Annotated in this window: 18 protein-coding genes and 1 pseudogene; 10 read left to right on the top strand and 9 right to left on the bottom strand. The window is 40.4% G+C overall.

Annotation, left to right across the window (positions count from 1 at the left end):
* Positions 1 to 18: 18 nt before the first annotated feature.
* Both betB and betI read right to left on the bottom strand, forming a co-directional pair.
* Positions 19 to 1,479 carry a betaine-aldehyde dehydrogenase gene (gene betB / locus B853_RS20545; protein WP_038884390.1) on the bottom strand — a complete coding sequence of 487 codons (1,461 nt, stop codon included), beginning with the start codon at positions 1,477 to 1,479 and terminating at the stop codon, positions 19 to 21.
* A 16-nt stretch (positions 1,480 to 1,495) separates the two neighbouring features.
* A complete protein-coding gene (betI, locus tag B853_RS20540; protein ID WP_038884389.1) occupies positions 1,496 to 2,095 on the bottom strand; it encodes a transcriptional regulator BetI in 600 nt (199 codons plus the stop codon).
* Positions 2,096 to 2,801: 706 nt separating this feature from the next.
* Between betI and B853_RS20535 the strand changes: the two genes are divergently transcribed.
* The gene (locus B853_RS20535; RefSeq protein ID WP_128826998.1) at positions 2,802 to 4,028 is read left to right on the top strand and encodes an aldose 1-epimerase family protein; all 1,227 of its coding nucleotides are present in this window, start codon (positions 2,802 to 2,804) and stop codon (positions 4,026 to 4,028) included.
* A 309-nt stretch (positions 4,029 to 4,337) separates the two neighbouring features.
* Positions 4,338 to 4,658, top strand: a complete 321-nt coding sequence (locus B853_RS20530; protein WP_010451345.1) for a hypothetical protein — start codon at positions 4,338 to 4,340, stop codon at positions 4,656 to 4,658.
* Between the two features lie 322 nt (positions 4,659 to 4,980).
* Here B853_RS20530 and B853_RS20525 read toward each other — a convergent pair whose 3' ends face one another.
* The 3 genes from B853_RS20525 to B853_RS20515 form a co-directional block, all read right to left on the bottom strand.
* Positions 4,981 to 6,411, bottom strand: coding sequence for a pyridoxal phosphate-dependent decarboxylase family protein (locus B853_RS20525; protein WP_038884388.1), 1,431 nt, complete (start codon positions 6,409 to 6,411; stop codon positions 4,981 to 4,983).
* A 155-nt stretch (positions 6,412 to 6,566) separates the two neighbouring features.
* Positions 6,567 to 7,829, bottom strand: a complete 1,263-nt coding sequence (locus B853_RS20520) for a metal-dependent hydrolase family protein (RefSeq protein WP_010451343.1) — start codon at positions 7,827 to 7,829, stop codon at positions 6,567 to 6,569.
* A 180-nt stretch (positions 7,830 to 8,009) separates the two neighbouring features.
* On the bottom strand, positions 8,010 to 8,531 hold the full coding sequence (locus tag B853_RS20515; protein ID WP_170001040.1) for a prepilin-type N-terminal cleavage/methylation domain-containing protein: 522 nt from the start codon (positions 8,529 to 8,531) through the stop codon (positions 8,010 to 8,012).
* A 233-nt stretch (positions 8,532 to 8,764) separates the two neighbouring features.
* Between B853_RS20515 and B853_RS20510 the strand changes: the two genes are divergently transcribed.
* Positions 8,765 to 8,968: a DUF3955 domain-containing protein gene (locus B853_RS20510; protein WP_081641172.1), complete on the top strand. Its 204-nt coding sequence runs from the start codon at positions 8,765 to 8,767 to the stop codon at positions 8,966 to 8,968.
* 48 nt (positions 8,969 to 9,016) lie between these two features.
* Positions 9,017 to 9,799 carry a nucleotidyltransferase domain-containing protein gene (locus B853_RS20505; RefSeq protein ID WP_038884385.1) on the top strand — a complete coding sequence of 261 codons (783 nt, stop codon included), beginning with the start codon at positions 9,017 to 9,019 and terminating at the stop codon, positions 9,797 to 9,799.
* Between the two features lie 190 nt (positions 9,800 to 9,989).
* Here the strand turns inward: B853_RS20505 and B853_RS20500 are convergent, their stop codons facing one another.
* Both B853_RS20500 and B853_RS20495 read right to left on the bottom strand, forming a co-directional pair.
* Positions 9,990 to 11,339: an EAL domain-containing protein gene (locus B853_RS20500; RefSeq protein ID WP_152435592.1), complete on the bottom strand. Its 1,350-nt coding sequence runs from the start codon at positions 11,337 to 11,339 to the stop codon at positions 9,990 to 9,992.
* Positions 11,340 to 11,436: 97 nt separating this feature from the next.
* The gene (locus tag B853_RS20495; RefSeq protein ID WP_081641254.1) at positions 11,437 to 11,655 is read right to left on the bottom strand and encodes a DUF2798 domain-containing protein; all 219 of its coding nucleotides are present in this window, start codon (positions 11,653 to 11,655) and stop codon (positions 11,437 to 11,439) included.
* A gap of 166 nt (positions 11,656 to 11,821) precedes the next feature.
* Here B853_RS20495 and B853_RS20490 point away from each other — a divergent pair, with 166 nt between their 5' ends.
* The 4 genes and pseudogenes from B853_RS20490 to B853_RS20470 all read left to right on the top strand — a co-directional run bounded on the left by B853_RS20490 (position 11,822) and on the right by B853_RS20470 (position 16,876).
* Entirely contained in the window at positions 11,822 to 13,888 is a 2,067-nt protein-coding gene (locus B853_RS20490; protein ID WP_050569014.1) for a TonB-dependent receptor domain-containing protein, read from the top strand.
* Between the two features lie 41 nt (positions 13,889 to 13,929).
* Positions 13,930 to 14,742, top strand: a complete 813-nt coding sequence (locus tag B853_RS20485) for a heme/hemin ABC transporter substrate-binding protein (RefSeq protein ID WP_038887283.1) — start codon at positions 13,930 to 13,932, stop codon at positions 14,740 to 14,742.
* Between the two features lie 151 nt (positions 14,743 to 14,893).
* Positions 14,894 to 15,995: pseudogene (locus B853_RS26925) on the top strand (formylglycine-generating enzyme family protein).
* Between the two features lie 302 nt (positions 15,996 to 16,297).
* Positions 16,298 to 16,876 carry a TMEM175 family protein gene (locus B853_RS20470; protein WP_038887277.1) on the top strand — a complete coding sequence of 193 codons (579 nt, stop codon included), beginning with the start codon at positions 16,298 to 16,300 and terminating at the stop codon, positions 16,874 to 16,876.
* Here the strand turns inward: B853_RS20470 and B853_RS20465 are convergent.
* Positions 16,871 to 17,437, bottom strand: a complete 567-nt coding sequence (locus B853_RS20465; protein ID WP_128826996.1) for a hypothetical protein — start codon at positions 17,435 to 17,437, stop codon at positions 16,871 to 16,873. The two genes, B853_RS20470 and B853_RS20465, sit on opposite strands and share 6 nt — an antisense overlap.
* A gap of 679 nt (positions 17,438 to 18,116) precedes the next feature.
* Here B853_RS20465 and B853_RS20460 point away from each other — a divergent pair.
* Together B853_RS20460 and B853_RS20455 are read left to right on the top strand one after the other, a co-directional pair.
* Positions 18,117 to 19,283: a DUF3500 domain-containing protein gene (locus B853_RS20460; protein WP_038884963.1), complete on the top strand. Its 1,167-nt coding sequence runs from the start codon at positions 18,117 to 18,119 to the stop codon at positions 19,281 to 19,283.
* Positions 19,284 to 19,628: 345 nt separating this feature from the next.
* Positions 19,629 to 21,194 (top strand): sensor domain-containing phosphodiesterase, encoded by a 1,566-nt coding sequence (locus tag B853_RS20455; RefSeq protein WP_038884964.1) that lies wholly within the window; start codon positions 19,629 to 19,631, stop codon positions 21,192 to 21,194.
* Positions 21,195 to 21,549: 355 nt separating this feature from the next.
* Here the strand turns inward: B853_RS20455 and B853_RS20450 are convergent, their stop codons facing one another.
* Complete coding sequence (locus B853_RS20450; protein ID WP_160167635.1) at positions 21,550 to 22,767, bottom strand: zincin-like metallopeptidase domain-containing protein; 1,218 nt, start codon at positions 22,765 to 22,767, stop codon at positions 21,550 to 21,552.
* Positions 22,768 to 23,209: the final 442 nt, after the last annotated feature.

Raw genomic sequence — 23,209 nt, 5'->3', positions numbered from 1 at the left:
ACAAATCCTCCAGACTGATTAGGCGTAAGGGCTATCGAAATCACCCAAATGCACTAACACGCTCTTGGTTTGGGTGTAATGCTTAAGGGTTTCAACGCCGTTTTCACGTCCAACGCCAGACAGTTTGTAACCGCCAACTGGCATTTCGGCTGGGGAATCGCCCCACGTATTAATCCAACAAATACCTGCTTGGATTTGATGAATAACGCGGTGTGCACGAGAGAGGTTTTGCGTGAACACACCGGCCGCAAGTCCGTAATCGGTGTTGTTAGCACGAGCAATCACTTCGTCTTCGTCACTGAACTTAAGCACTGACATTACGGGACCAAAGATCTCTTGCTGCACATGGGGCATGTCGTCTTCGCATTCAATGAAAACCGTTGGTACAACAAAATTACCGCTCGCCAAACCGTTTTCTGTGACTTTGTAGCCTCCAGTCAGCAGCGTTGCGTTGCTTGCTTTCGCTTGTTCAATTGCGGAAAGGACTTTTGATTCGTGTTCTTTGGAAATTAGCGCGCCGATTTGGGTTTGCTCATCAAGCGGATCGCCAACCACCAGCAGCTCAGTACGCTTCTTAAGTTGATCGACAAACTCATCATAAATACCTTCATGAACGAACACGCGAGTACCGTGCGTACAGACCTCACCTTGGGTGTAGAAGTTTGCAACCATTGCAGCAGAAACCGCGTCGTCTAACTTGGCATCATCAAAAATGATCATTGGAGACTTACCGCCTAGCTCCATTGTGACTTGCTTCAGCGTCGCCGCGCTGTCACCCATCACCACTTTGCCCGTACCGGATTCACCCGTGAAAGAGATTTTAGCGATGTCTGGATGTGCGGTGAGCATCTGCCCTACTCGGTAATCACCTTGAATGACGTTGAACACGCCATCTGGTAATCCCGCTTCGCTGTAGATTTCTGCCAGTTTGAGTGCGGTTAACGGGGTTTCTTCTGATGGCTTAAAGATCATCGCATTACCCGCAGCAAGCGCAGGTGCAGACTTCCACATTGCGATTTGAATTGGGTAGTTCCACGCCCCAATCCCCGCACAAATACCCAGAGGTTCGCGGCGAGTGTAGAAAAACTGGGATTCATTCAGCGGTTGCTGTTCGCCATGCATGCTAGGCGCAAGACCTGCGTAGTACTCGATCACATCCGCGCCCGTTGCAATGTCTACGCAATTCGCTTCTTGAATCGGTTTGCCCGTATCCGCAACTTCTAGTGCTGCCAATTCGTCGTTTCTTTCACGAAGTAGCGCCACCGCTTTAAGCAAAATACGACTTCGTTCTGTTGCCGTCATGGCAGACCAAATCGCAAAGCCGCGCTTGGCAGATTCAATTGCCGCTTGCATATCTTGCTGGTTAGCCTGCTTCACATTCGCAAGCGGTTCACCATTGGCGGGATTATATGTGATGAAGTGTTCTTCTGAGCATCCTAGGTGCATGGCACCATCGATGTAGTGTGCTTTCATATCCATTTGAAGGTTTGACTCTTTATTTTAGTTTTGAGTAGAACGTGAGCTGTTTATCGAGATAGTCGTTGATGATGACGCGTGCTTTCTCGGCATCGATGCCTTGCGGGTTGAGCGTTCCGCGCAGCCAAATGCCATCAATCAGTGACGCAATACCATGCGCTACTAGCTCTGCTTGGTCTTGATCCAGTAACGCTTTTAATTCTTTTTTTAGGTGAGAAAGTAGACGTCTTTCATTCACTCGTTGCAGACGTTTGAGTTGCGCGTCATGCATGGAGTAAGACCAGAATGCCAACCAAGTTTTTGCCACTTGGTTCTCGGCTTGGAAACCCACAAAGTTGCCGTCGATGATGGCATTAATACGTTGATGATGCGCATCAGCCGGTAGTTGGCTTAGGTTCTCTTTGATTGTGGCAGAAAGCTGGCGCAGGATCTCACGCATGGTCTCTTCTAACAGACCGTGCTTTCCACCGAAATAGTGATTAATGATCCCCGTTGATACCCCTGCTTCTTTGCTGATCAACAAGATACTCGCGGCGTGTAAACCAACTCTGTCAATGACCGACATCGTCGCTTTGACTAGCTGCGGTTTTCTGATTTCAGGCATCCCAACCTTGGGCATTTTGCATCCTTGTTATTTTTAATTGAACGGTTAGTTAAATATAAAATGCCTTAAATTTAGTTCGAACTCAAACTAATTATCTAGAAAAAATGACAGAAACAGTCGAATTATTTCGACAACAATCATTACTAAAACTTGAGAAAAGGTAGAATTTATGAAGATTTAACACGTAAAAACAGAAACATAAAATCAATTAAAATCAACAATTAGAACATTTATAACGCAAATTATAGATACAAAGAGTCATGAGAACTCCGTTCTTATCAAAAGTACAAACAAAGACAAATGCAATGAACTCAAATATTTTCAACACATTTTATTTTTAAGTTTGTTAATTGACCAAGGAATGGCATACCACTTCACCTCAGCGAATCCTCAGCACCAAAATGTAAACGTTTCGTGTCCGTTAAAATCGCTCAGTACAGCAAGGAAAACAACGAACCGGAATAGCTAGGTGCCTCCGAGTTGTTTGAAGATCCTATTTAGTTAACTAAGAGCGAGCTTCAGCAAAACTACATTCATTTCTCCGCCCGATATTTCTGCTGAATTTGATTCAGCAATCAAAAAGATCATTAAAACCCCCTTTAATGAGCATATTGATCACAACTCATACCAGCCTGCTTTGCTCAAAAATAGAGCAATTTATATAATAATGCTGAATCGATTCAGCAATACTTAGATTTGAAAAATAAATAAGGAATAAAGGATGAAAAATTCGTACATCGCTTGTACCGCTATGCTACTTGGACTCACTACCCTACCTGTTTCTTCAGCAGAATTTGTTCTAACTAATTCTGCTTTAAATCAAGATGTTGGAGATTGGAAAATGACTAGTCGCTCCCTCGGCTTTAATCCAGACTTGCCCTTCAGCATTGAAAAAAAACGTTTGCACGGTGGAAAACAATTTGGTGTTGATGTTCTCGTCATAGACAACGGCATTTTGGAAGTTACGCTTATCCCTACTCGTGGGATGGGCATCTTTGATGTCAAAATGGATGGAGAGCGAATTCTTGGCTGGGACTCACCTGTCAAAGAGATCGTAAACCCAGCATTCATCGAGCTGGAAAGTCGCAATGGTCTTGGTTGGCTCGATGGATTCAATGAAATGCTTGTACGTTGTGGGTATGAATGGACAGGTCACCCGGGCGTTGATGATAACGGTCAGCTTCTAAGCCTGCATGGTCGAGTCCAAAATACACCCGCTTCTACAGTAAAAGTGATCATTGATGATAATCCCCCACACAGAATTAGGGTGCAAGGTACCGTTTCAGAACGCACTTTCAAAAAAGCAGAACTGGTGACTCATACAGAGTTATCAATACTGCCAGGTAGCAACTCATTCTCTCTACACGATAAGTTAACCAACATGTCTGACTACGATGACGAGTACCAGATTATTTACCACTCTAACTTTGGTAGACCTATTCTTGAAAAAGGGGCGAAGTTTTCCGCAGCAGTCAAGGAAGTCTCTCCATTCAACAACTATGCAAAGGCGGGCTTAGATAGTTGGCAAACCTATCAAGGACCAACAAAAAGCTATGATGAAATGGTTTTTAACTTGAAGCCAATAGGTGACGATTCCGGACAAAGTTTAGCGGTGCTTCACAACAAAAAAAGCGATAAAGGTGTGGCGCTCAGTTATAACGTAGAGCAACTGCCTGTGCTGACACTATGGAAAAATACCGATACATACAAACAGGGTTATGTGACTGGCATTGAGCCCGGAACCAGTTACGCCTACAACACGAAGTACCAACGCCCATTAGGCTTAGTTCCGACCATACGAGCAGGTGAAAGCAAACACTTTGATCTAACTTATTCAGTACTTAGAAACCAAAATGAAGTCAAACAAGCACTCACTGAAGTCGCTAAAATCCAACAGGGTCAAAAAGTGGAACTGATCAACAAACCACTCGTAAACCTAGATAATTAACAATGCTTCGGCAATAAAAGGAGCCGCGAGGTGCGGCTCTTAAATTAGAGCTTTGAATCAAGTTTATCATCCGAGAGCACTTCACCCCTTTTGAGAGTTGTGAAAAATAGACAATTCACGTAGTCCATTGTAGCTGTATAGGTATTAACCCGAATTAGTGTCATTTATTTGATCTTCAGGTTCACTCGTACACTTTCTGTACCACACACTCGGTTTCTCTTTGAGGTTTGCCACTGTCGCTAAATGGCAATTTTTATAAGACATTCCCCTTTATCTTACTTATCAACTTGTTTGAATTAGGAAAGAGAAATGAAAGCACGCAATGCCCTTTTGATTTTATTGACGAGCACAATTGGCTTTAATGCTTACGCGATTACAGACGCTAGTAAGATTGGTGCTAATGCAGGTGCGATGAGTTACTGCTACGATCACATTGCATCTAGCAAAGACAAATCAAAATACCGCTTGCTCAAGCTAAAGACCTTGGAAGAGTATCAAGATCTTGATAGTGGTGACCGCGCAAGAGCGCTGGTAATGAAGAAAGCCGCTGAAGACGGAGATTACCTAGGTGACCCGTTGGATAAGTCTCGCTGCAATAGCCTACGAAAAATGTTGTTTGTGAAATACTAGTAACACCAAATTACTACAAAGCCATCACTGTTTAGTGGTGGCTTTTTTCTAGAGATTTGCCCCAAGGCGTTTCAAGTAACCATTTCTACCGCAACAGTGCATGCACTAAACCGAAGCCTTACTAAATAAGGCACCCAAACTCCCTTACACGAGTTTCGAGCCTACTCTCTACCTCAAGTGAGCTTAAGTCTGTCAGCTACAAAAACGGACTTTCACATGCCCAGGAATGAAAGGATTAAGTGACTTCCATACATGAATCGTTAAAACAAAAACCGCACTTAACAAAGTGCGGTTTTTAAAAGGCAGGGTTCTAAAATAGAAACTACATCAGTGCCAGTTCTGCCTTATAGGCTTGAATGATCTTTTCTGCTGATTGATCAATATCTTGTTCTGAGGTGTGATAGTTGAGCACCGAGAACAACATGGTTTTTAGACCTTTATAACCTGATGTTGATGGGTATAAGAATCCCTCTTGCTGCAACCGATGTACGACACGATCAGTAAGTTCATTACGATATTCATCATCACCAATGCCAAACTGCGCAGAGAATCGGTTAGACACCACATCATTAAGGATGGTAACCCCTTCTACTTGCGCTAACTTATCTGCCATACGCTTTGCTAACGTGACACAATTGTCTAGATGGGCAACAATACCCTCTTTACCCAATGACTTGAATGCAGCATACACAGGTAAGCCTCGTGCACGTCGTGATGCCGCGATGCCAAAGTTGATCGCATTTCGGTCCGGTTTCTCCATGGCATCATTCAAGTAATCACCCATATTACTGCCACCCATCGCGCTCGTAATTTTGCTAGGGTCTTTGACAATTACCATGCCGCAATCGTAAGGCATGTTAAACCATTTATGACCATCAGTATCAATCGAGTCCGCTCGCTCAATGCCTTTCAATAGGTGTTTCTGGCTGTCGCTCGCTGCAGCCCAAAGGCCAATCGCACCATCAACATGCAACCACGCGTTTTCATGCGCTGCGACCGCATCTGCAATTTCATCAAATGGGTCAAAGGCACCGGAGTCGATACAACCAGCCTGAGCACAAACTAGCGTAGGTCCATTGCAATCAGACAGAACTCGGTTCAGTTCTGATGGAATCAAACGCAGATTGTTGTCCGTCGGTACTTTGTGAATGCAATCTACGCCTAGGCCAATCATAGAAAGCGCTCGCTTGATAGTTGAATGGATTTGGTCACTCACCACTACATTAATACGCGGTGCACCATACAAGCCTTTTGTCGCCACATCCCAATCGGCTTTAGCAAGCAGCGAGTTGCGTGCAGTAATGAGAGATGTGTAGATCGCCTCTTGTGCTCCTGACGTAAAGCCAACGGCCGATCCTGGAGTGAGACCAAGCAACTCTACCATCCACTCTGCCGCGGTTTCTTCAGCGACTGCCATCGCAGGGCTAGAAACATAGTAAGGGACATTCTGATCCCATGCACTGACTAACCAATCAGCCGCTAAAGACGCTGGAAATGTACCGCCAATTGCGTAACCAAAGAAACGGGGTCCACCTGACGCTACTAGGCCTGCATCCAGTGCATTCACCATATCATCAATGACTTTTCCTGGCTCACTCGCACCACTCGGTAAATCACCTCCAATCAACTCTCTTAGCTGCTGAGATGTGGTTTCTTTATCAACAGGACGCTCGCCTAGTGACTCTAGGTAAGCGGTCGCATGTTCTAGTGAACGTTCTAGTAAAGGGCGGTAGTCTTTGAAATGATGAGACATAATGTTTCTCTCTGTTGTCGGAAATTATCTTCAATATACCGCCTGCAGCCGAGATTAATTGCCACATCACGACAAGCACAAATTAAGCTTGCCGGCTTTTTTACACATAAAAAAACGGCACTCAATGAGCGCCGCTAGTGTAGAAAGTAACTTATTTATAGAGTGTTTTTGTATACAACACCATCTTTCATAATTAGCTTCTGTGTCTCTGTATTTGCGACACACTCAACGCCATCAAGGGGGTTACCATCGATGATCAACAAGTCTGCATAAGCACCCTCGACGATTTGTCCCAGTTTTCCTTCTTGGTACGGGTGTTGGTATGTCGACATTTCAAATAGGCGTCCACAGTTCGACGTTGCCATGCGAAGCGCTGTAATGGTATCGAACGTTTTTTCAATCGCACCAAGCTCATTCAATTGCGTTGCATGAACGTTGGTTTCACCTACACAGTCGGTACCAAATGCTAGGTTTTGAATATCGTACTTTTTGATAAGCTCTGCAGATTTAAACATTGCTTTGCCTACTCGCTCAGTTTTGCGATAAGTCTCTTCGTTTGGTAGCGGAATCTTACGCTCTGCAATTAAAGATGAAGTAAAGTAAGATGGAATAACCCAAATACCTTTCTCTTTAATCGTTTGAGCGATGTCGTCATCCATGATAGTTGCATGCTCGAAGGACATCACCCCCGCCTCTGCCGCTCTTCGCATTGCATCTGCGGTATGAATATGAGCAGCGACATACGTACCGTAATCACTAGCAGCTTCAACAGCGGCTTTCATTTCATCCAGTGTGTATTGCAGCGTGTCTAGTGGATCAAACGTTGAAGATGCGCCGCCGCCAGCCATGATTTTGATCTGAGATGCACCCATGAATAGTTGTTCACGAACCGCTTTGAGCACCTCCGCTCGGCCATCAGCTACTTTCATCGCCCCTAACTTCATCATTGGCGAATCTTCATGCCCGTTTGCTAAACGTTCTTGAGCTTGATTTTGACGGTAATCTGAATGACCACTAGTTTGAGAAATTGCCGCCATTGATGGCAGAATGCGAGGACCTTTTGCATAGCCATTATCGATGCTTTTCTTCAAACCAAGGGTGTTACCAGCAACATCTCGAATCGTAGTAAAACCACGCATTAGCATTTCTTCAGAGATCTTTGCTGAGCGAATCGCCACTTCTTCACGAGTCATCGTATCAATTACGTTAAAAGGTGCAGATAACGTGATGTGTACGTGTGCATCAATCAGACCTGGCATGACCGTTTTGCCTTCGGCATCAATGATTTTCTCTGCCTTCGAGTCATCCACTTTCCCGATTTGTGTGATTAAGTTGTTTTCAATCAGAAGGTCCACGTTCTTCAGAAGTTGCTCATCCACACCGTTAAACACGTTTGCATTTTTAATTACGATACTCATGGTTTCTATCTCCGAGTCAGTTGTCTCAATACAGGTGCATCATATCGAGCTGCCCGAAGATATAATTGCCATTTCACGACAGAGTATTACATCGCTAATTAGAGTAAAGTTTTGTGATTAAGCGGTTATGATTAACGATAGAAAAAGAGCCGCATAATGCGGCTCTTTATAATTTATTAGTTATGAATCCGGGTCGTCATCAATAATGACATCGCCCGTTTGCGAGTTATAAAAGATAGATAACTCTGGCAGCGGATTATAGTTATAACGACATTGGCCAGGGTTAATATAATTTGCCTGATATTCTGACTGATTTACGTCGTTGGATGTCGAAATAGATGGTGGTTCAACAAATAGAACATTCCATACTGAAATACAGTCCGCACTATTATTTAACGTTGGAAACTCCTCATAAGGAGGGTATTGCTGAGCAGGAAACCCCCACTGGTTGATATCTAGCTGGTCTTCAGGCCCATCACCGTAGATTTGAAGATTATCCGCAGGACCACCGCCATTCATAGCCATCGCTTTAGAGTGTGCAAGGCTAATGGCCGTTTTAAAAGATGCACCGCTTCTTTGGACTGAAGCGACATGTGCGTCTGTAGTAACACCTAAAAACCGTGGAGCAGCGACCACAGCAAGAATGCCAAGAACTACGATGACGACAACAAGCTCAATTAACGTGAAACCTTTCACTTTCATCGTGTGTTTACCCATTATTGTTTTTTGTTTTTCCATTCTTGCACTTTTTAACATGATAGAAATCACGGCGCACTAAAAATCCAACCTTGCTCACGACAATTGATAAAAAATTCAATAACGATAATTAACATTTCACTTTTAGTGTGCATTTTTAATTTCGACGCCTTCAAATAGATTTGATAGTTTAGGTACCATCTAATTAGACTAGTCGTAAAATTGAAGTAAGGTGAAGAATGCACTATCTAAAAAACTATTGGTTAAGTATCACCTTTGTTCTAATTAGCGGATTATGTGCTGTACTCTACCGTTCTGCTCCGTCTTATATAGATGAAAACGGTTTTCTAGTTGAGGCTTTTGGCTTCATACCTCTTTCTTGGTTTTTCCTATTGCTATCGGCTATCGCCTTTCTCGTAACTTACTGGCGAAATAAAAGATAGTTTAAACCCATAACGAACAAGCGCGCGGCCGCATATGGAGGTGGATATTTGAAAAATAACGGATTAGATCATCAAGGCTACATCATCAACCCGTGCTCACAAGATTGTATTCAACCTGAGTTTACTCACCTCATTGAAACAGCCCTGCAATCATTGCAATCAAGCCTTACCGGCACGCTTCATAGCGTTTACTTGTATGGCAGTATAGCAAAAGGCAGCGCTATACCTTTTCTATCAGACTTGGATCTGTCTTTGGTATTTAATGAACCAATCAACGACGTAGATACCAAGTACCTTGCCCATCTGTCTCTCGATCTTCAGCTGCAATTCCCTATCGTCAGTAAGATTGACTTTGACCCAGGCCATGTTGAAGAAGTTCTTAACCCGAGAGAAAAATATCGATGGCAGTTTTGGTTAAAGCATTGTTGCTGCTGCATTTGGGGAGAAGACCTGTCTGTAGGCTTTTGCAAACATAAGCCAAATATCAAAATTGCACACGAACTCAATCATGATCTGGCAGCTTTCATCATCGCTATTAAAGATAATCAAAGTTTGACGGAAGCGATCAAAAGTAAATCGATCGCAAAGAAGATATTACGAACAGCTTATTATCTCATCGCACATGAAGACGACAGCTGGTACACGGATCTAGATAAGTGCTCAGAAAGTCTCTTAAAATTCTACCCTGACGATAAACAAGCGATTCATGACGCACTGCGCTTAGCTGTTGGTGAAACCACCGATTCAACCTTAGCCATTAAGATTTATCAAACATTTGGTACTAAGCTCGCACAAAGCCTAAATGGCGTTTCGTTATATTCGAGCCAGTAGCTAAGCAAACATGAAACAAGGAGGTTTCGTGCTCACCTCCTTATTGATTCGTGATGGTGTCGATATAACACTCCTATGCATTGTTCTACGGTCCTTAAAGTGATGACCAATAGAACCTACACGAGAATACATCTAAACCACTGCTTGACAAACTTTGCGCTCATCCATACAGATGAGCTCCGTATTATGTTTATGAGACAAACTTACCGCCTCCCAACGCAAACCCCTGGTAATAAATACGATAATTTGGTTTCAAATATTTAATCTTATCCATATTATCAATTCCCTCTATCACCAACTTCATATCTTTATCTTCAACAATTCGAGTCAATGCTTTTATAACGTGATAACCAATATTCAGTAATGATGAATCTGATAAGAATTTTTTATCTAACTTTACTATCGAAAACAGGTCACCAGCTAGTAACTCAAAATTGGCATAACCAGAGCCAAAATCATCAATGGCCAGCTTACAACCCAAAGATTTTAGTTGATTGATATTATCCAAAGCCTGATTATCTAGAGTTAACCTTTCACCCTCTGTCACTTCAAATATAATTAATTCCCTCACCCATGAACAATCACTCGTTATATCATAAAAGTATTTAACGAAATCGGTTCTTGATAAGTCAGTTGGAGATATATTAATTGAATAAAAAACCAATGGCTTTTTTGACGTTATGTATTTAACTGATTTTGAAATGACTAATTTCGTCATTTCAAAATGAAGATGAGGCTCACTCTCTAGCATTGGCATAAAAATACTAGGGCCAGGTGCCCCTTTCCTATTCCACGAAATTAGCAGTTCGGACATATAGGGTACATTAGTGTTCATACTACTAAAAATAGGTTGCTCTCTAAGTGAGAATTGGCTTGACCCTTGTTTTATATCTGTGACTAGCTTTTCTAATATATTTCTTTTTCTCAAAAATGATTGGTAATGCGTTTCAGAAAACGTATAAATCCCAGATTCTGACTTAATGGCAGTTTGTAAACCAAATGTAACTCTTCTCAACAACTTACCCTCTTCTGAGAACGGCATTCTGCTCGAATAGTTGAGCGTCGTGATGGCATATTGGACTGGCAATTTTTTAGTACTAACCTCAATATATAAAGCTAGCGTTTCTGATAATTTCTGTTGAAAATCTATAAGCTCTTTTTGCTTGATAGGCTCACAGGAACATTTAAGGATTACAATGTGCTTTTCTTCGAATAAGCATATTAATGTATTCGGAAATGTCATAGTTAGCTTTGTGTGTAGTTCATGCTTAATTTTTTTGGCAGATTGTTCATCAAAGTAATTATAATAGTCGGAAGAACGCCCAACACAAACAACGTTTAAACTGTAATAAGTGACCTTATGACCATCTGAGAATTTTTTCTTTTTACTTAACAGGTAGTTAAGATTTGGAAGGCCAAGCGTTGTATATATGTGATTATTTTTAATTGTAACTTCTTTCTTCAATCTTTTTAGCGCTAGATCATAATCATTTCTGAATTTTACGTTATTTTTGGCAAAATAAAAAATTGTCATAATCATAATGAACAATATGCAATAAAGAGTAATACCTAGTATGTTGTGTAGGTCCATGATTCACTTATTATTAGTTGTGTTACTACAGTCTATATTTATTATATTAAAAGTTATTTACTACCCATGACCTAATCTTAGGTAATAAGGTTAAATTTAGTAATAATGCACAAGGCCATGCGAATAGAAAACTAATCGGCCACGATGTTAACCATTCATAAGTAAACCCAAGTTTTGCTGCAGATATTATCCCTGACATGATTAACGCCATGGTAAATGAACACAATAAAGCGGTTATCCAGATTTGTTTTGTTGACTGAGCCATCGTTATCTTTCTGATTTTACATTTATAAAAAGGGGAACGGAGCATACAGATAATTTTGTAGAAAAAATGTCGAGACATCATTCGTTAAATTTTTTACAAATTTTCCACACCAGCAAATGATAATACGAATGCTTTTCATTAAAGGAGTAAAAAGATAAAACCTTCGTTGCTTGCCTCTCAGGTCAGTTTGGTGCTGTTTGGTACAATTAGTTCAGTACATGCCCATGAGAACCATAACCATGATGTCTACCAGTTGAATACCGTGACGGTGCTTGGTTCTCCGGTATCAGAGCTAGAAGACTCCACCCAATCCGGCGAAACAATCAACAGAGAAGAGCTGCAAGTAAAGTCGTCTATCAGCCTTGTCGATGTCCTCAAAAGTTCACCAAATGTTTGGGTCGAAGGTGGACCGAATCCAATGGTGCGCAACATTAGCATCCGAGGCTTAGGCCCTGAGCACACATATGTTGAGGTAGACGGTGCACGCCAAACATACTCGCATAGTAAAAAAGGTACCCTTGCAGTAAACCCAGAACTTTTATCGTCTTTAGAAGTCATCAACGGCACCTCTTCTGGCGCCGCAGCTGGTGCGATAAAGGCGTCATTTATCGATGCAGATACACTTTTGAAGAGTGGTGACGATTTTGGCGCTCTTCTAAAAACGGGCTACCGAACGAACAGCAACCGACAAAGTATTACTGCTAGTGTATTTTCTGAATCGAACGGTTTTGACTGGCTACTCGCCGTATCTGATAATCAACAAGATCCATACAGGATTGGCGGTGGTTATCAAGCTGATGGTTCAGACAGTTACTACAAAAACGAGGCCGCGCAAACCTCGTACCTATTCAACGGAGGCTACGACTTTTCTGATAGCGAGCGACTCGCAATCAACTACTACTTTGATGAGTCCTCGTGGAATCAGGTAAGACAAGATTTTGGACTCAACACTCGTGACTACACCAGCGCTAGCATGGTTTACACAAATGCATTTCCTAACAACCCTTGGTTAGACATTACCGCAAATATCTACATGAATAATGTTGATACACTGACCAATGAGTACAGCGATGCCTCTGAGTCGCAGCTTACCGATGTTCAAGATATCACCGATGATTCGTATGGTTTATCCGTCAGTAACAACTCGTCTTCAGATCTAAGTTGGAGTGAGCTAGTCCTGCACTATGGCGCCTCGGCACACTTTACAACCCACAAAGGTAATGTACGGACATATGAAAACGACCAGTGGATTGATGAATCGGCAACAAATGAGCCTTCTGCTAAATCAAACCTATTTGGCGTATGGCTAAACAGCCAATTCTATTTTGACAACGGCTTAGAAATTTCGCCTAAGTTACGTTATGACCAGTTTTACGTTGAATCATCTAACGCCATCCTAAACGGTGATCCTATTCTTCGTGAAGGTAGAACAGAAGACCAATGGTCATTTGGTCTAAGAGCCGAGTATAAAATCTTTGAACAATTCAGTGTTTTCGCTGCCTTTGATGAGGCATTAACACCGCCGCGTCTCAGTCAGCTATTTACCTCTGGTCGTGGTTTCAAACCAAATCCGAACTTGAAATCTGAACGCTCACAAAACAAAGAGATTGGCGGTATTTACCTCGTAGATAACATTCTCTCTCACTCAGATGTTTTGAAATTGAAAGCGAATATTTTCCAAAACGACATCAAAGACTACATTGGAACCGACTATAGTGACCCTGCTTATAAAGATGGTGTCAAGGTAAACCGAGATGATGTACGACTCACCGGTGGTGAATTAATAGGTGAATATCAAAGAGGACAATGGGTAGCTACATTAAGTTATTCCATGACTATCGGTAAAGATCAAACAACGGATTTATACCTATCAGATATGCCCGCCGATAAGCTTGTTGCCACCTTTGATCACAATGTCAGCAATGAATGGATGTTAGGTACCGCGATAACGCACGCATTTAAACTGTACCGAGTTCCGACAGCAAGTGTCTCAACTGGTGGCGTTTTGGAACCGATTGAAAAAGACAAACAAGACAGTGTTCCAAGTTGGACAACTGTCGATCTATACGCAGAGTATGTTCCACAGCAACTGTCTGATTTAACTCTGACTGCCTCTGTCACTAACCTGCTCGATGAAGCTTACGCGCTGAAAAATGACAGCCGTGCCGATACGAAAGCAGAGTACTACGAAGAAGGTAGAAGCATTAATCTTAATATCGCTTACCAATTCTAATCATCACGCCCCCTCTTGGGGGCTTTATACAAAGTATTACTATGAAAAAATTAATATTATCGGCGCTAATTCTAGCGACTTCATTCAATGCATCAGCCGCACATAAAATCGTCTCTGTCGGCAGCAACATTACCGAAATACTATTTGCTCTTGATTTAGATGAACAGGTTGTCGCCGCAGACAAAACAAGCACAGTTCCACCTGAAGCGGAGAAAATCGCGACTTTAGGACACCCTAGTAATGTCTCAATGGAAGGTGTCTTTTCATATCACCCTACTAGCTATATCTCTGATGATAGATTTCCTAATCCAACCCTTATCAGCAAATTGGAAGCTGCAAATATTGATGTATTAGTTTTGAAACAAGCCCTAACACTCGATGATCTTTTCGAACAAATTAAAGTTATCTCTGTGCACTATGGTAAAACAGCAGAAGGCAAAGCGCTTATTCATGAACTTACCGAGAAAAAAGCAAAGCTCAAACGCATTCCGGAGAAAGAACAAGTTAAAGCCGCCTTTTTATATGGCCGAGCAAGCTTGCTAATGATGGGAGCAAACACTACGGTTGATCATCTATTTTCACTTGCTCAAATTAAAAATAGTTTCAACTTTGAGGGTACAAAACCTGTAAACCCAGAGTCGGTAATAATCGCTAACCCGGACGCACTGGTTACCGTGGACAAGGCCCTTCGACAAGAAGAGGATAAATCTCGCTTCTTCGAACTTCCGGGCATGTCGGCGACAAACGCAGGAAAAAACAAATCAATCACAACGATACCAATCAAACAGGTGAATATCGGTTTGAAAACCATCGACACTGCGTTAGAACTAAATAAACACTTTTACGACAAGTAGTAGTAAAAAAGGGCCAACCGTCGTTGACCCTTTCCGTTATTTTCAATTAGCGTTATGTTTGTAAAACAAAGTAAAGATACGTCAATTTAAAACGCTTTCTACAAAGTATTCACTCTCGAAGTTATACGTTGTTTGTTCATTTCACCAACCAATGGAACAAACAATGAAAGTAAATAACGCTGCTGTGTTATTAATTAGTAGTATCTCGATGATGGGCTGTAATACTTCATCGACATCAAACAATACTTCTAGTGACACTCCAGTGGCAGATTTGCCAACGACAGAAATAGCATTCGTAACCATACCGAGTAATGGCAAACTGGCTGAGTTTCAAATATCTTCAACAGAAGTTACCTACTCGGACTACGTGAACTTTCTTAACTCCGCTTACTCTGACGGATTAATTACTTATGATGCCAATACTCAAGTCGTATACGATACTAACGGCATAAAAATGACGGAGCTAGGGGGCTCACGAGTCGTTAAAGATCATAACAGTGATGGTATTTTTAGTTCAGACGAAATGGAAAATCCACTAAATATGAACTTCATTCAGTTCAATGAAACCATACAACAGTTTGAACTCGAGGATCCCAAAGAGGTAGATTGGCAAAAATATTTCGACCCAAACCAATATCCGAACGTCGTTGACTCAATCACTGATTGGTTCGAATTAAGCGGAAATTCGTCTGGCTTCTTCGGCGAGGGAGATACAGATGGCGAGCTTCCTACACTAGAAGAAATCGTAAGTTGGCCTGCTAACTTTATCACTTTTTATGGTGCCAAAGCTTTTGCTGACTATTACGGATACGCAATCCCAAGTTTAGCTCAATGGAGAGAGGCAGCCTCAGGAGGAGCAAGTTACACCTACGCAACCTCAAATGGTACTTCACGATGACGGCATAGCCTGGATTAATCAAGACGCCCCACTTCATATCCACAAAGGACATGTTCAGCCTGCGAAATCCAAAGAAGCAAACCCATTTGGTGTGTACAACATGGGTGGCAATGTATGGGAGTGGGTCAACGACTGGTACGACGGCTATGATGTATTCTCTCAAGGTAAAAAAACTGAAGACTTCTTTATCGATGATTCGATGACCTTCGCACAATCAGAAGGTGTCTATCTCAAGGGCTTGATAGGTGGCTCATTCAATTATTTCCCACAGACAATGAGATTCGGCTGGAATCATGCTGCAAAACCTAATACGGGTAATGATCACTTTGGTTTCCGAGTGGTAAAATCAAACTAAAACGTAAAAACTAAGTCCATTAAAGAGGCCAATCTAGCTGTGATTGGCCTTTGATTGTAATTGACTCAAGTTGCTACTCATCAATAATCTATCTAAGTATTCGAGACAGGTATAGAGATGATGTTTATCTAAATCCCACTTAATACTGATACACCCTCCCCCTCTGGCTAAGTTGTGAAACGTAAACCCATCTATTTGCGCATGTAGATTTATATATTAGTTATTCACTTTTATTTCACGAAGCAAAAATTACAATTATAGAAATATCACGCATTAACATTAATTTTATTTAGGAAAACGTTATGAAAGCATCTAGGTTAGAAGCATTTAGTGACGGCGTACTAGCAATAATTATTACTATTATGGTTCTTGAAATAAGACCACCAGAAGAATACACGATTGACTCATTAACACTACTAATACCAAAAGTACTATCTTACTTGGTGAGTTTCCTATATGTGGGTAGTTATTGGAATCACCACCACCACTTATTTAGCAAAGTGAAAAAGATAGACAACTTCACACTCTGGTCAAATTTGCACTTTTTATTTTGGTTATCCCTTGTACCCGTATCAACGGCCTGGTTAGGTGACAGCCATGAGGCATTTATACCGGTACTATTCTATGGCATTGTACTATTGATGAGTGCGATTTCACTATCACTTGTGCATTACTCTCTATCCAAAGTAGACAAAGGCTTACAGCCGATACTTCATTCAATCGGGAAAAAGGGTAGCATCTCAATTTGTATATACTTAATTGCAATTTTGATATCTAGCATCAACACTTATGCAGCTTGTATTTTATATGCACTTGTCCCGATCATTTGGATTGTTCAGCTAGACTTTAGAGTTCAAAGCGCTAGAGATGAGAGTCTATAAGTATTTATTATAGCTATCTTTTGCTCTTTGGTAGCTGTAAAGCATCATGTAAAAGCTAGAAATAAACAAAAATGCAGCTAACACTTTAAACTCATATTCATAAAGAGCATTATCTCTTATAAAACTATTATTTTCTGAATAAAAAAGACAAGAAAAAACACGAAATGCTGAGTGAGTCATATAAATAGCCATCAGAATCTTAAATAGTACATTTAACTTGCATTTAGTAAAACTTGGGCTTTTTAGTAGCAAATAATATAACATTGAAAAACTCATAAAAATGAACACATTACGATTCAAAATAGACAACCATGCTGTGTCTTTCATGTTAAGAGAAAGAAATGCAACTAAAACACTCGTTAATAAAAGAAGAAGCAAGACGCTTTGAAATCTTGGCTTTTTGATATAAATCTTCATTATGCCAACGACAAAAAGATAATGACCCAATACATACATAGCGTTAGATATTATTATGATATCAGAATGGGCTTGTGGGTAGTTTGATGCCAAAGGAAAAATAGAAGCGGCGATGCAGGCAATTCCCCACAAAGAATGGCTCATATCAATTCTTTCGTACGCAACAAAACGACAGCAAACGTACAATGCAGCGCAGCACAATAAGCTGTTCAAAATCATCAAAACTGAAAGTATTGGTAAGTCCATCTATAATCACACGCTCAAAATCAGCTAATGATATGTTTATTACTTATAATATCAATAACAATTTTACATGTTTTGTGATTTATCATCATATTTTATCACTTTGCGCATGTTCAGTATGCGACCAAACCACCACAGCAAAAAAATCATTTAATAACAAGCAATTATGATTAATTGAGAATGACTTTAGCATACTAGTTTGAATTTCTTCTGATTCATCACTGTTCTCCCCAAGTAGCCTTGATGTGCTTGTTTCGGCGAGAATGGCTTGGATTGTAGACGCGGTGACAATTTAAAGGTCTAGTGGGGCTAAACCAAGAATTGACAGCAAAGTATACGAGCCAAGCCCCTTACCGTTTGCCCTTCGAGGGTATGTTATTGACCTGATTGCTGCGTCAAACAACTTGGAAAGCGTTCACTATTTCACCGCGTTGTATTCCTTGAACTCAAATCAATAACGACACTCTGAATCCTGCATCTTCAAGTCTCTCGGATATAAACACCTTCTACATATTTTTCATGCCAGTGACGACACACTGGCCATGAATATCGAATAACTACCAAAAAATAGGAAAGAAAGGTGAAGCAAAGCTCAACACTACTCATCACTGCAACACTCGCAGCAACATTTACATCAAACGCATTTGCTCATTCAGATCATGATCATACACATGACCATCCCAAAAACGCGCAAGTAGCAGAAGCGGTTTCCAGCGCAACACAAATGACAAGCGAAGCAAGCAAGCTATTTGAGTTACTGAGCGAAGAACAAGTTTCTGCAATTTTGTATAAGTTTTCCGATGACGCAAACCGTACTTATTGGACGAACGCACCTGTTGATTCACAAGCGAGAAACGGCTTACCTATCGGGAGGCTTTCAGTAGAACAACGTCATCAGTTACATCAATTGTTGATATCTTCGACCAGTTCTCAAGGTTATTACAAAATATGGGCCGCTGTGCAAGGTGATAACGAACTGAAGAAGGAAGGTGAAAACCGAGAACTAACTTCTGAAAAGTTTTTTAATAAAAATCAAAGCTTAGGTGCAAACAACTATTGGGTTTCGTTCTATGGAGATCCAAGAACAGAAGCTCGATGGGGCTATATGATTACAGGCCATCACTTAGCGGCAAACTTTACGGTCGTGGATGGTAAAACAACGTTTGTACCCATGTTTTATGGCTCCGACCCTGCTGTAATTGGACACGGAGCTGAAGCCGGCTATCAATTCTTACCTCAGGAAAGACGCCGAGGCTACGAGCTATTAAATAGTTTGGATTCAAAGCAGAAATCTATCGCGGTGATAAGCAATACCGTTCCATTCAATAAGTACGGAGCAAAAGACTTTTTTGGCCCGGGCACCAAGGATAACGAAGTCCAGAAACGCGGTATCCGAGGCGATCAGTTAAACAAAGATCAAAAAGAGCTTCTTTGGATCCTTATTCAAGAGTACGTTCGCAATGCAGATTTCGATGTCGCTTACAAACAGCTCGCAAAAATCCAACATGATGGTTGGGATAACATCTACTTCATGTGGATGGGGCCAGTGGACGGAAGCGAGCAAGTATTCTTTAGGGTAAATAGCCCAAGTATCTTGATAGACTTTGTTGACCAACGTACAGGCTTTGACTGGAATACTCACCCTCACACAATCGTTCGTGACCCTTCGAATGATTATGGAGAAAACTGGCTACAACGCCACATCAGTGAACATCATGTCAAAGGTACCAGGCCAGAGAAGAAATAAACAAACCTTCATATCCAGCATGCTTTTTAAACAGCATGCTGGTTTATCACTCGCGGGATATACATTATTTTCACAAATACTATGAGAGTGTTGCTTCATTTATAAAACGACCTTCATAACTAGAATGAAACTCCGAACGCTACTCCTAACTTTATCTTGCACATTAACGACAACAATAGTTGGTTTTCTAACCATCACGAACTTCATTAGCTTCGACACGGCCTCAATCAATGCGTCAAAAGAAATTGGTCCAAGACTTTAAGCTGCATTAATAATACAGAGGCTTGTTACCTGTTAAGAAGCCTCTTTAACACTTTACAATCGACTAAATATAAGTGGTAAACTATGGAAACGTCACTCCTAGTAAAGTTGGCAGACTCAATAAATGATACTAGTATTGGAATTTGGTATCGTAGAGGTGATGGACTACTTTCATTCCATAATCGGCAGTTTTACCGTCAGTTTGGAATATCTAGAGAGCCAATAACAATGGATGATTGGGTATCAGTAATTCATCCAGAAGACAGAGAGCTATTTTTAAATAATGTTAATAAGCACTTGATATCTCAAAAAGAGCTTGCTACAAGTACTTATCGTATAAAAACAATAAACAATAATTTTATAACTATAGAGTCAACTGGAATTCTCTATCAAGAAAATGGCATATATAAGTTTATAGGCATACACAAATCCTTATCGTTGGGCACTAAACGAACGCAGCTAAGCCAACTTACCGGGTTAAGAGGTTTAGAAGCTTTAGAAAGAGAATTAGATAAAAATCACATCAATAAGAAGCTATATGTCGTAAACAGCAATCGTATTGACTCTAGAGTAAAGTCTCTTGGAAGAAAAATTATAGTTAACTTCGTCAATTTGATAGAAAACACTTTCTACAAACTAAATTTGAAATTTGAACTTTTTATAATTGATGAGTCCCACATTGTCGCTCTTACAGATAACAAGTCTAGTGTAGATGACAATCTAATTATTAAAACCATAATTGAACAGACTGAGTTAGATAGCTACATATTTAAGGAAGAGTTATCTTTAGCATCAATGGAATCACATTTGATCGAAGAAACATATGATTTATACCAACTAATTACAAACATAACTCAATATGCTCAGTTTAATGAAAAATCAAAACACTTACGATTAGACAAACAAAATCATAAGAATATTATTAGACAGCTAAAAATAGTTAATTCTTTAGAGTTCGCTATTGAAAATAATGATTTTCAAATCGCGATACAGCCAATAATCGATAACAAAACAGATGCAGTACATTCGGTTGAAGCTCTAGCAAGGTGGGATTTAAAGTCCGTTGGTAGTATCGCTCCGGGAGAATTTATTCCGTTAATAGAAAAGCTAGGCTATGCTTCTACTTTTGGTTGGATAATTGTCGATAAATGCTGTGATTTCTTATCATTTAGTAAATACCAGAATATCAATGTCAATATATCAGTTAGCTTTTTAAAATCTTCAAACTTTGTCACTAACCTTCTCAACAAAACACGAAAACGCGAACTGGATCCTTCGCAATTGACGTTAGAGATAACTGAATCAATTTTCTTAGATGATGACGCTCTAGTCAAAAATAGGTTGCTAGAGTTGTCATCCCTTGGCTTTAAGCTATCTCTCGACGATTTTGGGTCTGGATTTAGCTCGATTATGGGCTTATTTAACCTGCCCTTTGATCAGATTAAGATAGACAAAAGTTTCACGAAAGAGATTAACACAAACCCTCACTTAAGCTCGCTAATTAGGTTCTTGGCTAAAACTTCAAAGAAAATGAATGTTGAATTAGTTGCAGAAGGTGTTGAGTGCGAAGGACAACTTTGTAAACTGAAAACATACGGTGTAAGTCATGTTCAAGGGTACTTTCTAGGACGACCTACTCTTGACTACTAATTAGACAAATTTGTATAGGTGCCCCAGCAAAGCAACACCTCTTACCAAGCAAGTAGATTAGTTTAATTACGAGTATAAAAAGAGCCGCTAAATGCGGCTTCTTTTTAGTTACAGGAGCAAGTACTTAGTGTCGTCAAGGACGTTGATAATACACTATCGCTAACAAAACAATTTACATATTTGTAGGTGGAAGAAGAAAATCTTTGTCAAAAGCCATGACAAACACGATGGGCGGTAATAAAAATTATTACTCAAATATTATTCCACTAATCATAGATTATAAACCCAGATACAATGGACTTGATTAAGTATTCAAGCCCCTATCATTTTAATTAATTGTTAAATTAGCCAAGGTTTACTCGGATAAATCTCTTTTAGGAGTGTAGATATAGTTACTCGCCCTATTTGCTAACCTTGCTGCAGTTTCTAGTTTTGCTACAGACTCTTTGCCATCAAATTGACTTAACCAAGAGTTAATGTAATCAATTGACCTCATTCTGACGTTTCTTCTCAGTCCAAATCGAGAACAAAGAAAGCTCGAACCAATTTCTGCAACTAACTCTTCAAGTGCATATTCAGAAGATTGACTAGCTCCTATTTTTCGGTTACATCGGCTCTTGTGGCCTGTCCAGTGAACAAGTTCATGAAGAAGCGTTGCATAGTAATCTTGAGTCGCATCCTTTGCCTTAAAGGATTCTTTCTTGGGCATCACTATACAATCTGATACCGGATCATAATATGCATCACCAAAGCTCTCAAAGATTGATACATCTAGATCCTTCAAGCGCTGCTCGATTATTAGCAACTCAGTCACTTTAGCGTCTGAATAGCTCTTACCTTCAAATCCTATTACTTCGTCAGCGTTATATACTATCGATACTTTCTTACCAAAATCACTTCTTGTAACGTTTTCATCAGGTAAGACTTCTTCATTTTTTTGAGGTGCTTTGAAGTAATGGACAACAGGTGCTGGCTGTGCCCCATCTTTGAGTTCAAAACCTAAACGTAGCCATTGTTTATGGGTAGCCCAAAGATTACTTTTGTATTGTCGAGCTTCAGAGCACAAACTCAGATACAACCAAGAGTACAAAGAACTATACTCACGGTTGGTATATGCGTTAAAGTGGTTGAATGCCGTTGCACCTGTTAGCCACTCAGAAACAAACTCCTTATCGCGTTCTTGTAACTGCTTAACAATGTTGTCAAAGACTCGCTCGTCCAAGTCCCAGTTTGCACTTTCAACCACGGACACTTCATCCAGTGTCTTAAAACTTTTTAATAGTGGCTTTTCTAGGTACTCACTTAGATCTTGGGCGCTATTTATCTCACACCCAAAAATAACGTACCGTTCCAGTATACCGACCCACCAATCAAACTCCTTTAGAAGAGGTATCACTTTACTTTTTTCAACTTCTCCCCACTCAGAGTCGCCTGCCATCTCAAAAATACTCTTCATTGGAGTACTGCTATGCTTAAACTTAAGCTTGGATACAATGTCTTGATAAGGCATACCAATACTGGACTCTAAACAAGCTATCTCTTTTGTTGCGTACTTAAGGGCAGAAATACGCATTTCGAGAAATTCGTCCTGCTCTAGCCAATCTATGGGGCTGGAGCTGGCTGTAGTGCTTTGCAAAAACGAATTGAACTGAGTGTTCCCATGAAGGTCTCTGGTGCGCTTCATTAGGTTTTGAATCGTTCGACCTGTTGCGAGTGAATACTCAAGTTGTAGACATTTATCTTCTCTGAATTTTGTAAGGTTACTCATAAAGCCCATATCTTGTGTTTATCATTTAAATATGGCGCATAGCGTAACATTGCATATTGACACTAAGGCTGACATACAGCACAATTTTATCATTTTCTTCCACGATTTTTCTTTTGTTACAGTAAGTTAAAGTGCTTTGAAAAAACATTAGCATTAGACCTTATTCTACTTACTTGAAACTTGATTGATTCAGTAAAACAGAAGGTTGCGCCCTTAGGGAAAATACATAGGAATTGATTTTGACTAA

The organism is Vibrio rotiferianus CAIM 577 = LMG 21460 (assembly GCF_002741985.1).
Taxonomy (GTDB): domain Bacteria; phylum Pseudomonadota; class Gammaproteobacteria; order Enterobacterales; family Vibrionaceae; genus Vibrio; species Vibrio rotiferianus.
Note: the sequence above shows the minus strand (reverse complement) of the source record. Positions and strands in the feature narration are given on the sequence as shown.

Excerpts from the sequence above, each read along its gene's own strand:
- betB (WP_038884390.1), bottom strand. The coding sequence starts at position 1,479 with ATGGATATGAAAGCACACTACATCGATGGTGCCATGCACCTAGGATGC.
- betI (WP_038884389.1), bottom strand. The coding sequence starts at position 2,095 with ATGCCCAAGGTTGGGATGCCTGAAATCAGAAAACCGCAGCTAGTCAAA.
- B853_RS20535 (WP_128826998.1), top strand. The coding sequence starts at position 2,802 with ATGAAAAATTCGTACATCGCTTGTACCGCTATGCTACTTGGACTCACT.
- B853_RS20530 (WP_010451345.1), top strand. The coding sequence starts at position 4,338 with ATGAAAGCACGCAATGCCCTTTTGATTTTATTGACGAGCACAATTGGC.
- B853_RS20525 (WP_038884388.1), bottom strand. The coding sequence starts at position 6,411 with ATGTCTCATCATTTCAAAGACTACCGCCCTTTACTAGAACGTTCACTA.
- B853_RS20520 (WP_010451343.1), bottom strand. The coding sequence starts at position 7,829 with ATGAGTATCGTAATTAAAAATGCAAACGTGTTTAACGGTGTGGATGAG.
- B853_RS20515 (WP_170001040.1), bottom strand. The coding sequence starts at position 8,531 with ATGAAAGTGAAAGGTTTCACGTTAATTGAGCTTGTTGTCGTCATCGTA.
- B853_RS20510 (WP_081641172.1), top strand. The coding sequence starts at position 8,765 with ATGCACTATCTAAAAAACTATTGGTTAAGTATCACCTTTGTTCTAATT.
- B853_RS20500 (WP_152435592.1), bottom strand. The coding sequence starts at position 11,339 with ATGATTATGACAATTTTTTATTTTGCCAAAAATAACGTAAAATTCAGA.
- B853_RS20495 (WP_081641254.1), bottom strand. The coding sequence starts at position 11,655 with ATGGCTCAGTCAACAAAACAAATCTGGATAACCGCTTTATTGTGTTCA.
- B853_RS20485 (WP_038887283.1), top strand. The coding sequence starts at position 13,930 with ATGAAAAAATTAATATTATCGGCGCTAATTCTAGCGACTTCATTCAAT.
- B853_RS20470 (WP_038887277.1), top strand. The coding sequence starts at position 16,298 with ATGAAAGCATCTAGGTTAGAAGCATTTAGTGACGGCGTACTAGCAATA.
- B853_RS20465 (WP_128826996.1), bottom strand. The coding sequence starts at position 17,437 with ATGAGCCATTCTTTGTGGGGAATTGCCTGCATCGCCGCTTCTATTTTT.
- B853_RS20455 (WP_038884964.1), top strand. The coding sequence starts at position 19,629 with ATGGAAACGTCACTCCTAGTAAAGTTGGCAGACTCAATAAATGATACT.
- B853_RS20450 (WP_160167635.1), bottom strand. The coding sequence starts at position 22,767 with ATGCGTATTTCTGCCCTTAAGTACGCAACAAAAGAGATAGCTTGTTTA.